Genomic DNA, 15,063 nt, shown 5'->3' on the forward strand with positions numbered 1-15,063 from the left:
ATAACGGAGCCGTGATGGCAGGAAATACAATTGGACAACTCTTTCGCGTAACCACCTTTGGCGAGTCGCACGGCCTGGCGCTGGGCTGCATCGTTGACGGCGTGCCGCCCGGCATTCCGTTAACCGAAGCGGATCTCCAGCACGACCTGGACCGTCGTCGTCCGGGCACGTCGCGCTACACCACCCAACGTCGCGAACCGGATCAGGTGAAAATCCTCTCTGGCGTATTCGAAGGCGTGACCACCGGCACCAGTATCGGCCTGCTGATTGAAAACACCGATCAGCGCTCGCAGGACTACGGCGCCATTAAGGACGTCTTCCGTCCGGGGCACGCCGATTACACCTACGAGCAAAAATACGGCCTGCGTGACTATCGCGGAGGCGGACGTTCTTCCGCCCGTGAAACGGCGATGCGCGTGGCGGCAGGGGCGATTGCCAAGAAATTCCTCGCGGCGAAGTTTGGTATCGTCATTCGCGGCTGCCTGACCCAGATGGGCGATATTCCGCTGGCGATTAAAGACTGGGAGCAGGTTGAACAGAACCCGTTCTTCTGCCCGGATCCGGACAAAATCGACGCCCTGGATGAACTGATGCGCGGCCTCAAAAAAGAGGGCGACTCTATTGGCGCGAAGGTCACCGTCGTGGCTGACGGCGTACCGGCGGGCCTCGGCGAGCCGGTATTCGATCGTCTGGACGCGGACATTGCCCATGCGCTGATGAGCATCAACGCGGTGAAAGGCGTGGAAATTGGCGACGGTTTTGAAGTGGTCAAACTGCGCGGCAGCGAAAACCGCGACGAAATTACCAAAGCCGGTTTCCAGAGCAACCATGCGGGCGGTATTCTGGGCGGTATCAGCAGCGGCCAGCAGATTGTGGCCAATATTGCGCTGAAGCCGACCTCGAGCATTACCGTTCCGGGCAAGACGATCGATCGCTTTGGCGAGGAAGTCGAGATGATCACCAAAGGTCGTCACGATCCTTGTGTGGGTATCCGCGCGGTACCGATCGCTGAAGCGATGCTGGCAATCGTGCTGATGGATCACTTTATGCGCCAACGCGCGCAAAACGCCGATGTGACGACCTCAATTCCACGCTGGTAAACATGAGAAAAACCGTTATTGCGCTGCTGGCTCTGGTGGCCAGCAGCACCGCGCTGGCGGCAACGCCGTGGCAAAAAATCACGCAACCTATTAACGGTAGCGCCCAGTCTATCGGGGCGTTTGCTAACGGCTGTATCGTCGGTGCCGAAGCGCTGCCGTTGCAGTCGGAAACCTACCAGGTGATGCGTACCGATCAGCGCCGCTACTTTGGCCATCCCGAACTGGTGCAGTTTATCCAGCGTCTGGGCCGTAACGTGCAGCAGCACGGAATGGGGACGATGCTGATTGGCGACATGGGGATGCCAGCGGGCGGGCGCTTTAACGGCGGACACGCCAGCCACCAGAGTGGGCTGGATGTCGATATTTTCCTGCAATTACCGAAAACGCGCTGGAGCTCGTCGCAGTTGCTGAAGCCGCAGGCGCTGGATTTGGTCCGCGCCGACGGTAAAGGCGTGTCGCCTGCGCTATGGAAACCGGAGATTGGTCAACTGATCAAGCTGGCGGCGCAAGACAGCGAGGTGACGCGCATTTTCGTCAACCCGGCGATTAAACAACAGCTGTGCCTGGAAGCCGGCAGCGATCGCGACTGGCTGCGTAAAGTGCGCCCGTGGTTCCAGCACCGCGCCCACATGCACGTCCGGCTGAAATGCCCGGCCAACAGCTTCGAGTGTGAAGAGCAGGCGCCACCGCCTGCGGGCGACGGCTGCGGCGCTGAGCTGCAAAGCTGGTTCGAACCGCCAAAACCTGGCACCACCAAACCTGTGAAGAAGACGCCTCCACCGTTGCCGCCTTCCTGCCAGGCGCTACTGGATGAACACGTACTCTGATGGACAGTTTCTCCGCGTTATTTATGGTTGAGCCGCTGATGCTGGTGGCGCTTTTTTTCATCGCCATTCTGGCGGGCTTTATTGACTCTCTGGCGGGCGGCGGCGGTTTGCTGACCGTCCCGGCGCTAATGGCTGCGGGCATGCCGCCCGCGCAGGCGCTGGCGACCAATAAGCTGCAGGCCTGCGGCGGCTCGCTTTCCGCCTCGCTGTACTTCATTCGCCGCAAGGTGGTGAATCTGGCCGATCAGAAGCTCAATATTTTGATGACCTTCATTGGTTCAATGAGCGGCGCGCTGCTGGTACAGCACGTGCAGTCTGACGTTCTGCGCCAGATCCTGCCGCTTCTGGTGATTGGCATTGGTCTCTATTTCCTGCTGATGCCAAAGCTTGGCGAAGCGGACCGTCAGCAGCGTCTGTACGGCCTGCCGTTTGCGCTGGTGGCAGGCGGCTGCGTGGGCTTTTATGACGGTTTCTTCGGACCCGGCGCGGGCTCATTTTACGCGCTGGCATTCGTCACGCTGATGGGCTTTAATCTTGCCAAATCCACGGCACACGCCAAAGTGCTGAACGCGACGTCAAATATCGGCGGGCTGCTGCTGTTTATTCTTGGCGGCAAGGTCATCTGGGCAACTGGCTTTGTGATGATGATTGGCCAATTTTTCGGCGCGCGCATGGGCTCGCGCTTAGTGTTAAGCAAAGGGCAGTCGCTCATTCGCCCAATGATCGTCATTGTTTCGGCGGTTATGAGCGCCAAGCTGCTCTACGACAGCCATGGACAGGAAATCCTTCAGTGGTTAGGGATGAGCTAATGACAAAGACGCATGACTACCAGCAGTTGATCGCCATCTTCGATGACTGCTTTGCCGACGAGTTTAATACTCGTCTGATTAAAGGCGACGACGAACCCATCTATCTTCCGGCAGATGACGAAGTGCCTTACAACCGTATCGTTTTTGCTCACGGTTTTTTTGCCAGCGCGCTGCACGAAATTTCTCACTGGTGTATTGCCGGCAAGGCGCGCCGCGAGCAGGTTGATTTTGGTTATTGGTACTGTCCGGACGGGCGCGATGCTAAAACCCAGGGGCAGTTTGAAGACGTTGAGGTAAAACCGCAGGCCTTTGACTGGCTGTTCTGCGTGGCGGCGGGCTTCCCGTTCAACGTTAGCTGCGACAACCTCGAAGGTGATTTTGAGCCGGATCGTATCGCCTTTCAGCGGCGTGTTCACGCGCAGGTGATGACCTATCTTGACGAGGGCATTCCGCCGCGCCCGGCCAAATTTATCCAGGCCCTACAGAATTATTACCAGACGCCGAGCCTAACGGCGGAACACTTCCCATGGCCGGAGGATCTCTAAGCCATGTTACAGAAAGAGGAAAGAAGATGATCGCGGAGTTTGAAGCACGCATTCTGGCGTTAATTGATGAAATGGTGGAACACGCCAGTGATGATGAGCTGTTTGCCAGCGGTTATCTGCGTGGTCACCTGACGCTGGCGGTTGCCGAGCTGGATGAAAGCGAAGCGCACTCGGCAGAAGCGCTGTATCGCAACGTGACCCAGAGTCTGGAAACGGCCATTGGCGCGGGCGAACTGTCGCCGCGCGACCAGGCGTTGGTCAAGGAGATGTGGGACAGCCTTTACCAGCAGGCTTCCCGCTAAGCCAATTTGCCCGGTATCGCTGCCGGGCAAATCTCCTCACTTACTTCACCGCCTTTCCCTTCAGCAGTTTTCGAACCCACAAACGATTTGGATTCAGGCCTGCCAGCGTTTGCGCGTCCAACGGCAGCGGTTCATTGCTCATCTGCGCCGCCAGCACTTCTGCGGTTAACGGCGCAGAGCATAGCCCTCGCGACCCAAGGCCGCCAAGCATAAACAGCTCGGGATAGATTGGCGCGGCACTTGCCGTCTCTGGACTTTCGTTCAGCGTGGCGTATTCGGCAAGCGTGGCGGCATAATCCGGCACGTTTCCGACCATCGGCAGATGATCGCGCGTGGCGCAGCGCACGCCGCAGCGGGCATCGTTAGCGCTGACATCAACCTCCTGCGGCCACGTCTGCTGTGGGAAACAGTCCAGCAGCCGCTGGCGGTTATGCTGCTGATCGTCCTCGTTGAAGGTCATCTCGCGCTGGCCGCGATGATAGCTGGCGCCGATACAGTGCTGCTGATTATTCGGATTCTGCGGCGTGAGATAGCCGTCGTAGCACAGCACCTGTTCAAGCTTTGAGAGATTTTCGGTGGTCGGAATATGGCTCACCTGGCCACCAACGGCGTATACCGGTAATGCTTCGGTTTGCGCGAACTGATTGATGTTGTGGCCGTTTGCCAGCACGACGCACGGGGCGATGCTTGTCTCTCCGTCGCTGAATGCCAGCTGCCAGCCATCGTCCTGCCGGGTGAGGGTTGTCAGCGTTTTCCCCCAGTGCGCCTGTAACCCTTGCTGGCGCGCCAGTTCAAATACGCCTGCGGTGAGCTGCGCCGGGCATAACCAACCGCCCAGCGGGTACTGAATCCCCCCGCAGCCGGTCTCCAGGCCGATACTGGCTCGAACTTCTTGCGCCGTGACCGCGCGGGCGATCTCTTCGGGCAGGCCCAGCGTCAGCATTTGGGCAATCTTCTGGGCGCTTTTTTCATCCCAGCCAAGCTGCGTGACGCCGCACCATTGATGGTCGAAGTCGATGGGTAGCGTATCGTACAGGCGACGGGCATAGAGATAGGCTGCGGGGAAGAACTGCGCCAGCGCCGCGTCGTGGGCGCTCAACAATGGATAGAGCGCCCCCTGGCGGTTGCCAGATGCGCCTAGTGCGGGTTCAGCATCGGCGCAGTAGAGCGTTACCGACCAGCCGCGGCGCAGTAGGGCGAGCGAGAGCAGGGCGCTGGCGATGCCGCCGCCGATAATCGCGGCTTCCCGTGCCTGGCTACCGCTGCGCGCAAACCACGGCGTACGGGTGGCGTCGGGCTGAGGGGCCATCATTTCGCCGACCAGCATTTCGCGCTTACGGCCAAAACCTTTGCTCTTGCGCATGCTGAACCCGGCTTCCTGTAGCCCACGACGCACAAAACCCGCCGAGGTAAAGGTCGCCAGGGTGCCTCCCGGGCGGGCGGTGCGAGCCATGGCGGCAAACAACGCGGGCGTCCACATATCCGGATTTTTGGCCGGGGCAAAGCCGTCGAGGAACCAGGCGTCTACCTGCTGATTGAAGGTATCGTCGAGCTTATCGGTCAGCTCATTGATATCGCCGAACCACAGGTCCAGCGTCACGCGCCCTTCATCGAGCAGCAGGCGATGACAGCCCGCCAGCGGTAACGGCCACTGCGCCTGAAGCTGCTCTGCCCAGGGGGCCAGCTCCGGCCAGTGCTGGTGCGCCAGACGCAAATCGTCGGCCTTCAGCGGAAATTTTTCAAAACTGACGAAATGCAATCTTTGTAGCGTAGCGTCAGGATGCTGACGGCGGAATGCGTCAAAAGCTTGCCACAGCGTCAGGAAATTGAGGCCGGTGCCAAAGCCGCTTTCTGCTACCACGAAAAGTGGATGTGGGTGCAGGGGGAAGCGTACCTCTATCTGGTTACCCCCGAGAAAAACGTAGCGGGTCTCCTCCAGACCGTTATCGTTGGAGAAATAGACATCGTCAAAATCTCGGGAAACAGGTGTACCCTCACTGTTAAATTCGAGGTTGGCTGATTGTATGGCGTTTTGTTTCACGTAAGTTACTCGCGCGGCAAGGAGTCTGCCGATCTTAACGATGAGCGTCCGCAGGCGCAAATTTCTGCATAAATTTGCTGATCGGACTTGTTCGGCGTACAAGTGTACGCTATCTTGCGACTCGAAACTTTAAAATAGTGATGACTTACAGAGGTATTGAATGAAACGTGCAGTGATTACTGGCCTGGGCATCGTTTCCAGCATCGGTAGCAACCAGCAGGAAGTCCTGGCATCTCTGCGTGAAGGACGCTCGGGGATCACTTTCTCTCAAGAGTTCAAAGATTCTGGGATGCGTAGCCACGTCTGGGGTAACGTCAAACTGGACACCACGGGTCTGATCGACCGTAAAGTGGTCCGTTTCATGAACGATGCCTCTATCTATGCTTATCTCTCCATGCAGCAGGCGGTTGAAGACGCTGGCCTGAAAGCAGAAGAGTATCAGAACAACCCGCGCGTGGGCCTGATTGCCGGTTCCGGCGGTTCCTCCCGTGCGCAGGTATTTGGCGCAGACGCGATGCGCAGCCCGCGCGGCCTGAAAGCGGTTGGCCCGTACGTGGTCACCAAAGCGATGGGTTCTGCGGTTTCCGCGTGCCTCGCAACTCCGTTCAAAATCCACGGTGTGAACTACTCTATCAGCTCAGCTTGCGCCACTTCCGCGCACTGCATCGGTAATGCGGTAGAACAGATTCAACTGGGCAAACAGGACATCGTGTTTGCTGGCGGCGGTGAAGAACTGGGCTGGGAAATGGCCTGTGAGTTCGACGCGATGGGCGCACTGTCCACCAAATACAACGAAACCCCAGAAAAAGCCTCCCGTACCTATGACGCGCATCGTGATGGTTTCATCATCGCAGGCGGCGGCGGTATGGTTGTGGTTGAAGAACTGGAACACGCGCTGGCACGTGGCGCGCATATCTATGCAGAAATCGTTGGCTATGGCGCAACCTCCGATGGTGCAGACATGGTTGCTCCATCCGGCGAAGGCGCGGTGCGCTGCATGAAGATGGCGATGCACGGCGTTGACACCCCGATCGACTACCTGAACTCTCACGGTACCTCCACTCCGGTAGGCGACGTGAAAGAACTGGGCGCTATCCGTGAAGTGTTCGGCGACAACAGCCCGGCTATCTCCGCAACGAAAGCGATGACCGGCCACTCTCTGGGCGCCGCTGGCGTACAGGAAGCGATCTACTCTCTGCTGATGCTGGAACACGGCTTTATCGCCCCGAGCATCAACATTGACGAGATGGACGAGCAGGCGGCTGGCCTGAACATCGTCACTGAACCGACCGATCGCAAACTGACCACCGTGATGTCCAACAGCTTCGGCTTTGGCGGCACCAACGCCACGCTGGTGATGCGTAAGCTGTAATTTTTACGGCGGATAAGAAAAAGGAGCCTTCTGGCTCCTTTTTTTATGCGTTGACAACGGCCTGAAAGAACAGGCAAACTCGCGGCTCAACATTATCATCATGATAATGCGTAAGCGTTTAACGTCATCCGACGCACCTTAATCCTGATCGCCAGGTAGAGGGGGCGTGGCTACAGATCCTCGCCTTACTCAGCATTCGGAGTAAAGCATGACCGCAGTAACTCAAACTGAAAGTACTTCTTCATCCAACGTGTCGCTTTTTCGCATCGCGTTCGCGGTGTTTTTGACCTATTTAACCGTCGGTATTCCGCTGCCGGTCATTCCGCTATTTGTTCACCAGGAACTGGGCTACGGTAACACCATGGTGGGTATCGCCGTCGGCATCCAGTTTTTCGCCACGGTATTAACCCGTGGCTACGCCGGGCGTCTTGCCGATCAGTACGGCGGCAAGCGTTCTGCCCTACAGGGCATGTTTGCCTGTGCCTTTGCCGGAGCGGCGTGGCTTGGCGCGGCGCTGTTGCCGGTGGATACGATGGTCAAATTTGGCCTGTTGATTGTCGGGCGCTTAATTCTTGGCTTCGGTGAAAGCCAATTGCTGACCGGCACGCTCACCTGGGGGATGGGGCTGGTTGGCCCGAAGCGTTCCGGTAAAGTGATGTCGTGGAACGGGATGGCGATTTTTGGCGCGCTGGCGGCCGGTGCGCCGTTGGGGCTGTATATCAACAGCCGCTATGGCTTTGCCGTGCTGGCTGGCGTCACGATGGCGTTGCCTTTGCTGGCCTGGGCCTTTAACGGCTCGGTGCGTAAGGTGGCGGCGATGGCCGGGGAACGTCCGTCGCTGTTCAGCGTGATTGGCCTTATCTGGAAACCGGGCTTGGGGCTGGCGCTACAGGGCGTGGGCTTTGCGGTGATTGGCACTTTCGTCTCACTGTACTTTGTCAGCAAAGGCTGGTCGATGGCGGGCTTCACCCTGACGGCCTTCGGTGGCACCTTCGTGTTGGTGCGCATTTTGTTTGGCTGGATGCCTGACCGCTTTGGCGGCGTGAAGGTGGCGGTTGGTTCACTTTTGGTGGAAACCGTTGGCTTGCTGCTGCTGTGGCTGGCGCCCGACGCATGGTATGCGCTGGCCGGCGCGGCTTTAACCGGGGCCGGTTGCTCGCTGATCTTCCCGGCGCTGGGGGTGGAAGTGGTTAAGCGCGTGCCGCAGCAGGTACGTGGGACGGCGCTCGGTGGCTATGCCGCGTTCCAGGACATCGCGCTCGGCGTCTCCGGGCCGCTGGCGGGCATGCTGGCCACCTCGTTCGGCTATGCGTCCGTGTTTCTCGGCGGAGCCATTGCCGCCATACTGGGAATTGGCGTCACGCTGTGGTCGTTCCGCAAATAGCGTTTATCGGCTGGCTCTGCGCACCTGCGAGCCGGTCGTCGCTTTGCGCGGCAGAAAATATTTCACCTGGAACTCGAACATGTTGGTGTAGAGAATGGAGTAATCGATAGGGTTTTGCTGCTCATCGACGGCCTGAGTCTGCATCCTGACTATCGGATCCAGCGCACTAATGTGCAGGAGCTGCGCTACCTCTGGCGACGGCAAAATCGGCTGGATAGATTCATAACAACCCAGAATTTTCACCCCACACTCATTTTCGATATAGGCAAATTTGGAGTTCTTCATGTGGGCGATCGTCAGGTCGGGAAAACGGCTGGCGGAAAGCCAGGTTTCCTCCACCTGCATGGCGATATTGTCGATAAAGCGCAGCCGTTTGGCGTAATAAACCGGTTCGCCGTGGCTGACTCTCAGACTGGTGGCGATATCGTCCGATGCGCGCTGAAGCTCAAACTTCAGGATCTGACTCGTGGGTGTTTTACCTTCATTGCGGGCAATTTCAGTAAAGCTGTCGAGGTGCGTCAGCGACGCCTGAAAATGTTTGTTCCGCAGGTAGGTTCCCGAACCGTGCCGCCGTTCAATCATCCCTTCCTCTTCCAGCGTTTTTAACGCCTTGCGTAAGGTATTGCGCGAAACATCATAAAGCGCCGCCAGCTCTTTTTCCGAGGGGAGAAGATCGCCCACATTGTAGATTGAGCTGTTTAATCTGTTTTTCAGCAAATTTATGATGTTCTGATATACCACTTTTGAACCTCCTTAAATCCTTTTTAAACAACTGGTTATAAAATCACTTTTGCGACGACGGGCCAACACGTTCATCTATTTCCCGATTATTGAACAACTTAGGCATGGTTAACTGTGATCGAAATACGGGTTACGAAAATTAACAATAATTAAAGTGATCGTCAATTAATGACCTTTTTACCAATATTCTCGCCAGATATGAGAAATGGTGCAGTTATTAAATGAATTATGCCTAATCATTTTATTTTAAATTTAAGGGTTCACTATGGGTTTAATGAATTCATTTGAACGAGGGATGGAAAAAATCCTTGTTCCGGTTGCGATAAAATTGAATTCGCAGATACACGTTTCGGCTATTCGGGATGCTTTTATTTTGTCATTCCCGATAGTCATGGCCAGCTCGCTGATTATCCTTATCAACTTTGCCATTCTCTCGCCGGATGGTTTTATCGCCAGTATTTTACATTTAGGCACCTTATTCCCTAATCTGGCCGACGCGCAGCAAATTTTTACGCCGGTGATGAACGGTTCGGTCAATATTATGGCTGTGCTGATTACTTTCCTCGTGGCGCGCAATATGGCGATCAGCTATCAGCAGGATGACTTGCTGTGCGGCCTGACGGCAATTGGCGCGTTCTTCGTGGTGTATACTCCGTATGTGATTATTGACGGCCAGGCCTATCTCACCACCAAATATCTCGGGCCTCAGGGGCTGTTTGTGGCGGTGATTGTGGCGCTGATTTCCAGCGAAATATTCTGTCGCCTGGCCCGAAACCCGAAGGTGGCTATCACGATGCCCGACGCGGTACCGCCGGCGGTGGCGCGCTCTTTTAAGGTGCTATTACCTATCTTTTTCGTGATGATCTTCTTCTCGGTGTTGAACTACCTGCTATCAAAAATCTCGCCAAACGGGCTGAACGATCTTATCTACACCCTGATTCAGGCGCCGCTGAAGGATATGGGCACCAATATCTTTACCGTGTTGATTCTCGGGCTGGTGGCTAACTTCCTGTGGATCCTCGGTATTCATGGGCCGAATACGGTTGCCGCCATTCGCGAAACCATTTTCTCAGAAGCGAACCTGGAGAACCTGTCGTATGCCGCCTCCCACGGTTCAACCTGGGGTGCGCCGTATCCGATTACCTGGACCGGCATCAACGATGCCTTCGCCAACTGCGGCGGCTCCGGGATGACGCTGGGCTTGCTGCTGGCCATTTTTATCGCCTCTCGCCGGAAGGACTACCGCGACTTAGCGAAAATGGCCTTTGTGCCAGGCCTGTTCAACATTAACGAACCGGTGATGTTCGGCCTGCCGATCGTACTGAACCCGATTCTGGTGATCCCGTTTATTCTGGTGCCGTTCGTCAACTCACTGATTGGCTATTTCTTTATCACGCTGGAGATTATTCCGCCGATTGCCTATGCGGTACCGTGGACGACGCCGGGGCCGCTGATCGCCTTCTTCGGCACCGGCGGCAACTGGATGGCGCTATTTGTTGGCGTATTGTGTCTGGTGGTGGCGACGCTTATCTATCTGCCGTTCGTGATTGCCGCGAATAAAGTGAATATGTCAGCAGCAGAACAGAATACATAACGTCCTGGTGTAGAAATTCCTTCACTCTGCAATAGCCGCCGCGGAGTGGGGGGATCATGATTCTCTGGCTAACAATATTATTCCGATAACCCAGGGACGTGAGTCAATTCAGACGTCACGACCTGGGTTTTTAATTTTCGGAAGAGGAATCTCTTGCTGACTACCATAAAGCGAAGAGGAGGGCGCTGAACTTACAGTACCAGCCACAGCAGCATCGCGACGACAATCAACACCACGAAAGCCAGGCCCGGGCGCGCTGACAACGATTTCAGCGTGTTGATGGCCGGGGCAAATGGCGCATAAATGGGCTGAAGATCGCGCGCTTCCAGGGTATGGGCGTGGGCCACGCGCTCGCGCTCGATACGTTTAAGGAACAGCAGATTCAGCAACTCCTGTACCTGCACCTGGGTCAGTACCGTCTGCGGGGTGGCGTTCCAGTTTTGCTGGGCGAAATCGCGAAGCGCTTGTCCTTCCTGCGGCTCCAGCGGTTGTTTGAGCGCTGCCTGCAAAACGTTGAGCGTTGGGGCGGGATGCGTGCTGAGGGTCAGGCGCGCCTGCAGTAGCGTGACCAGCGCGTTAAAGTGTTTCGCGGGTAACGGGTCGCCGGACTTCACGCCGGAAAGCTCAAGCAGCGACTGCCAGATCAGCTTAGTAGAGTCGCCAGTGGCGGCGGAAACCTTAGTCACCAGCTGATTCAGGGTATTGTGCTCGGCAGGCAGCAGGGGACGATCGGTCGCCGGGCGCTGCTGAGGCTGCGGAATAGAAAGCTGCCCTTGTTGAAGCAACTGCAGGACGTTTTTCAACTGCTGCGGCGTCAATTGGCTGAGGGCCGTTTGCCCGTACTGTTGACGGATATAGTCGCTGACGGCCTGGCGATTATTGCCCTGATTCAGCAGTTCAGTCAGTTGCGACAGCGTCTGGCGCGTGCTGAGCTTTTGTTCGGCAGTACCAATACGTTGATTCAGATTCTGCTCGGCGGCAGGAAAGTGGCGCGCCAGCAGCGGCGTGTCGTTTTTCAGCCCCAGATCGTGTTTTACGCCCGCCCAAACCTCAGCATTCTGCTGCGAGGTCATCGCGATTAAGCGCGTGATCAGTCGTTCCAGCACCGTGCGTTGCTGGGTACTAAGCGGCTGTTCTCCGGCAGGAGAGAGCGGAGTGGGGCCTGTCCCCGGAGGGCGCGCGGGCATACCTGAAATGGGTTGCGTCATGATTGATCCTTTCCAAACCGAATACTGATGCCCGGCGCAAGTATGCCTGGCGGCCAGATTATGGCACACTTCCCCGGTTTACTCTCGTTCTCAGACAGGTACTGAACCGTGAAAATCTTCGTTGATGAAAATATGCCCTACGCCCGCGAACTTTTTAGCCGTTTGGGTGAGGTTAAGGCTGTCCCCGGCCGCCCGATCCCGACTGAGGCGTTAACCGATGCCGATGCGCTGATGGTCCGCTCGGTGACAAAGGTGAATGAAGCGCTGCTGGGCGATAAGGCGATTAAGTTCGTTGGCACCGCGACGGCGGGCACCGATCACGTCGATCAGGCGTGGCTGGAACAGGCAGGGATTGGTTTCTCCGCCGCACCGGGGTGTAACGCGATTGCGGTCGTTGAGTACGTATTTTCTGCGCTGTTGATGCTGGCCGAGCGCGACGGTTTTGCGCTGGCCGACCGTACCGTGGGTATTGTTGGTGTGGGTAACGTAGGCGGACGCCTGCAAAAACGGCTGGAAGCCCTGGGCATCAAAACGCTGCTCTGCGATCCGCCACGCGCCGACAACGGCGAAGAGGGCGATTTCCGTTCGTTGGACGAGCTGGTGGCGCAGGCGGACGTGCTGACTTTCCACACGCCGCTGTATAAAGATGGCCCGTATAAGTCGCTGCATCTGGCCGACGAGGCGCTGATTGCCAGCCTGAAGCCGGGCGCTATTCTGATCAACGCTTGCCGTGGCCCGGTGGTGGATAACGCCGCGCTGCTGAAATGCCTGAACGCCGGGCAGCAGCTGAGCGTGGTGCTCGACGTCTGGGAGCCGGAGCCGGATCTCAACCTGGCGCTGCTGGATAAAGTCGACCTCGGCACTTCGCATATTGCGGGCTACACCCTGGAAGGGAAAGCGCGTGGCACCACCCAGGTGTTTGAAGCCTATAGCCAGTTTATCGGTCAGCCGCAAGAAGTGGCGCTCTCGTCGCTGCTGCCCGCGCCGGAATTCGGACGGATTAGCCTGCACGGCCCGCTCGATCAGCCTACGCTGAAAAGACTGGTGCATTTGGTGTATGATGTGCGCCGCGATGACGCGCCGCTGCGGAAAGTGGCGGGGATCCCGGGCGAATTCGACAAGCTGCGCAAAAATTACCTTGAGCGTCGCGAATGGTCATCGCTGACCGTCGAGTGCGATGACGCCGACGCAGCCGCGCTGCTGCAAAAACTCGGGTTTAACGCCGTACACTGTTAATGTCTTCTTAATGCCTCTGCCGGATACTCCGGCAGAGCCGCTTTTTTTCTGGAGTAAATCACCATGTCTGAAGGCTGGAATATTGCCATCCTGGGCGCAACCGGCGCCGTAGGCGAAGCCCTGCTTGAAACCCTTGCTGAACGTCAGTTCCCGGTGGGTGATATCTACGCGCTGGCGCGCACCGACAGCGCGGGCGAACATCTGCGTTTTAACGGTAAATCGGTAAGAGTGCAGGACGCGGCGGAGTTTGACTGGACGCAGGCGCAGCTGGCGTTCTTCGCGGCTGGCGTGGAAGCCAGCGCCACCTATGTTGAAGAGGCCACTAACGCCGGCTGTCTGGTTATCGATCTTAGCGGTCTGTTTGCGCTGGAGCCGGACGTACCGCTGGTGGTACCGGAGGTGAACCCATTTGTGCTGGCCGATTATCGCAACCGTAATGTGATTGCGGTGGCGGACAGCCAGACCAGCCAACTTTTGGCAGCGCTGAAGCCGCTGATTGATGACGGCGGCCTGTCGCGCATCAACGTGACCAGCCTGATCTCCGCCTCGGCGCACGGTAAAAAAGCCGTCGACGCCCTGGCCGGGCAGAGCGCCAAGCTGTTGAACGGTATTCCAATCGATGAAGATGATTTCTTTGGCCGCCAGCTGGCGTTCAACATGCTGCCGATGCTGCCGGATCGTGAAGGCGCGGTGAGCGACGAGCGTCGCATTGTTGATCAGGTGCGTAAAATCATGCAGGACGACGGTCTGATGATCTCCGCCAGCTGCATTCAGTCGCCGGTGTTCTACGGTCATGCGCAGATGGTGACGTTTGAAGCCATGCGTCCGCTGTCGGCGGAAGAGGCGCGAGACGCCTTTGCGCGCGGCGAAGATATTGTGCTGTCAGAAGAGCGCGAATTCCCGACTCAGGTCGGTGATGCCACCGGTAGCGCCCATCTGTCCGTGGGCTGTGTGCGTAACGATTACGGCATGCCGGAGCAGGTTCAGTTCTGGTCGGTGGCGGATAACGTTCGCTTTGGCGGCGCGCTGATGGCGGTGAAAATCGCCGAGAAACTGGTGCAGGAGTATCTGTACTGATGTCTGAAATGGAGCAACTGCCGGTCTATCGAATTGCGCTGGGCATTGAGTACGACGGCAGCAAATACTACGGCTGGCAGCGGCAAAACGAAGTGCGCAGCGTGCAGGAGAAGCTGGAAAAGGCGCTTTCGCAGGTGGCTAACGAACCGATTAATGTCTTCTGCGCCGGTCGTACTGACGCAGGCGTACACGGGACCGGCCAGGTCGTGCACTTCGACACTCATGCCGTACGTAAAGATGCGGCGTGGACGCTCGGCGTAAATGCGAATTTACCTGGTGACATTGCGGTACGTTGGGTGAAAGCTGTTCCCGACGATTTTCACGCGCGTTTTAGCGCGACGGCACGCCGCTATCGCTACGTGATTTACAACCACCGGCTGCGTCCGGCGGTGCTGGGGCAGGGGGTAACGCACTATCACCAGCCGCTGGATGCCGAGCGGATGCATCGCGCGGCGCAAAGCCTGCTGGGCGAAAACGACTTTACTTCGTTTCGCGCGGTGCAGTGTCAGTCGCGCACGCCGTGGCGTAACGTTATGCACATTAATGTGACGCGTTACGGCGCTTATATTGTGGTGGACATTAAAGCAAACGCCTTTGTTCACCATATGGTAAGGAACATTGTTGGCAGCCTGATGGAAGTTGGCGCAGGAAACCAGCCGGAGAGCTGGATTGCAGAACTGCTGGCGGCAAAAGACAGGACGCTTGCCGCCGCAACGGCGAAAGCGGAAGGGTTGTATCTGGTGGCGGTGGACTACCCCGCGCACTTTGCGCTGCCTTCCGTGCCGATGGGCCCGCTATTCCTGGCGGACTAACGTAGTCATTTGGGG

Annotated in this window: 14 protein-coding genes; 11 read left to right on the top strand and 3 right to left on the bottom strand. The window is 57.3% G+C overall.

Annotated elements, in window-relative coordinates; all coding sequences use genetic code 11:
• Positions 1 to 14 precede the first annotated feature (14 nt).
• Genes aroC through GY169_RS06955 form a run of 5 tightly spaced genes read left to right on the top strand, consistent with a single transcriptional unit; the run spans position 15 to position 3,583 of the window.
• Positions 15 to 1,100, top strand: a complete 1,086-nt coding sequence (aroC, locus tag GY169_RS06935) for a chorismate synthase (RefSeq protein ID WP_163448761.1) — start codon at positions 15 to 17, stop codon at positions 1,098 to 1,100.
• Between the two features lie 2 nt (positions 1,101 to 1,102).
• Complete coding sequence (gene mepA / locus GY169_RS06940; RefSeq protein WP_167575326.1) at positions 1,103 to 1,927, top strand: penicillin-insensitive murein endopeptidase; 825 nt, start codon at positions 1,103 to 1,105, stop codon at positions 1,925 to 1,927.
• Positions 1,927 to 2,736 carry a sulfite exporter TauE/SafE family protein gene (locus GY169_RS06945; protein ID WP_163448759.1) on the top strand — a complete coding sequence of 270 codons (810 nt, stop codon included), beginning with the start codon at positions 1,927 to 1,929 and terminating at the stop codon, positions 2,734 to 2,736. The genes mepA and GY169_RS06945 overlap by 1 nt, the downstream gene beginning before the upstream one ends.
• Complete coding sequence (locus tag GY169_RS06950) at positions 2,736 to 3,281, top strand: elongation factor P hydroxylase (protein ID WP_167575327.1); 546 nt, start codon at positions 2,736 to 2,738, stop codon at positions 3,279 to 3,281. The genes GY169_RS06945 and GY169_RS06950 overlap by 1 nt, the downstream gene beginning before the upstream one ends.
• Before the next feature lie 26 nt (positions 3,282 to 3,307).
• Entirely contained in the window at positions 3,308 to 3,583 is a 276-nt protein-coding gene (locus tag GY169_RS06955; protein WP_064543784.1) for a YfcL family protein, read from the top strand.
• A gap of 40 nt (positions 3,584 to 3,623) precedes the next feature.
• Here GY169_RS06955 and mnmC read toward each other — a convergent pair whose 3' ends face one another.
• The gene (gene mnmC, locus GY169_RS06960) at positions 3,624 to 5,624 is read right to left on the bottom strand and encodes a bifunctional tRNA (5-methylaminomethyl-2-thiouridine)(34)-methyltransferase MnmD/FAD-dependent 5-carboxymethylaminomethyl-2-thiouridine(34) oxidoreductase MnmC (RefSeq protein WP_191091019.1); all 2,001 of its coding nucleotides are present in this window, start codon (positions 5,622 to 5,624) and stop codon (positions 3,624 to 3,626) included.
• Positions 5,625 to 5,784: 160 nt separating this feature from the next.
• Here mnmC and fabB point away from each other — a divergent pair, with 160 nt between their 5' ends.
• Together fabB and GY169_RS06970 are read left to right on the top strand one after the other, a co-directional pair.
• A complete protein-coding gene (gene fabB / locus GY169_RS06965; protein ID WP_163448756.1) occupies positions 5,785 to 6,996 on the top strand; it encodes a beta-ketoacyl-ACP synthase I in 1,212 nt (403 codons plus the stop codon).
• 208 nt (positions 6,997 to 7,204) lie between these two features.
• Positions 7,205 to 8,380 (top strand): MFS transporter, encoded by a 1,176-nt coding sequence (locus tag GY169_RS06970; protein WP_163448755.1) that lies wholly within the window; start codon positions 7,205 to 7,207, stop codon positions 8,378 to 8,380.
• Positions 8,381 to 8,383: 3 nt separating this feature from the next.
• Here GY169_RS06970 and GY169_RS06975 read toward each other — a convergent pair whose 3' ends face one another.
• The gene (locus GY169_RS06975; protein ID WP_163448754.1) at positions 8,384 to 9,121 is read right to left on the bottom strand and encodes a GntR family transcriptional regulator; all 738 of its coding nucleotides are present in this window, start codon (positions 9,119 to 9,121) and stop codon (positions 8,384 to 8,386) included.
• Positions 9,122 to 9,386: 265 nt separating this feature from the next.
• On the opposite strand from GY169_RS06975, the gene GY169_RS06980 reads away from it, so the two are divergent.
• A complete protein-coding gene (locus GY169_RS06980; protein ID WP_163448753.1) occupies positions 9,387 to 10,715 on the top strand; it encodes a PTS sugar transporter subunit IIC in 1,329 nt (442 codons plus the stop codon).
• 191 nt (positions 10,716 to 10,906) lie between these two features.
• Here the strand turns inward: GY169_RS06980 and flk are convergent, their stop codons facing one another.
• On the bottom strand, positions 10,907 to 11,923 hold the full coding sequence (gene flk, locus GY169_RS06985) for a flagella biosynthesis regulator Flk (RefSeq protein WP_167575329.1): 1,017 nt from the start codon (positions 11,921 to 11,923) through the stop codon (positions 10,907 to 10,909).
• 108 nt (positions 11,924 to 12,031) lie between these two features.
• On the opposite strand from flk, the gene pdxB reads away from it, so the two are divergent.
• From pdxB to truA, 3 genes are all read left to right on the top strand, one after another.
• Entirely contained in the window at positions 12,032 to 13,159 is a 1,128-nt protein-coding gene (pdxB, locus tag GY169_RS06990) for a 4-phosphoerythronate dehydrogenase PdxB (RefSeq protein ID WP_167575330.1), read from the top strand.
• Between the two features lie 63 nt (positions 13,160 to 13,222).
• The gene (locus GY169_RS06995) at positions 13,223 to 14,236 is read left to right on the top strand and encodes an aspartate-semialdehyde dehydrogenase (protein ID WP_064543803.1); all 1,014 of its coding nucleotides are present in this window, start codon (positions 13,223 to 13,225) and stop codon (positions 14,234 to 14,236) included.
• A complete protein-coding gene (truA, locus tag GY169_RS07000; RefSeq protein WP_163448749.1) occupies positions 14,236 to 15,048 on the top strand; it encodes a tRNA pseudouridine(38-40) synthase TruA in 813 nt (270 codons plus the stop codon). Before GY169_RS06995 ends, truA begins: the two co-directional genes overlap by 1 nt.
• Positions 15,049 to 15,063 lie beyond the last annotated feature (15 nt).

Origin of the sequence: Kluyvera genomosp. 3 (assembly GCF_011765685.1) — a bacterium.
Classification (GTDB): Bacteria; Pseudomonadota; Gammaproteobacteria; order Enterobacterales; family Enterobacteriaceae; genus Kluyvera; species Kluyvera georgiana_A.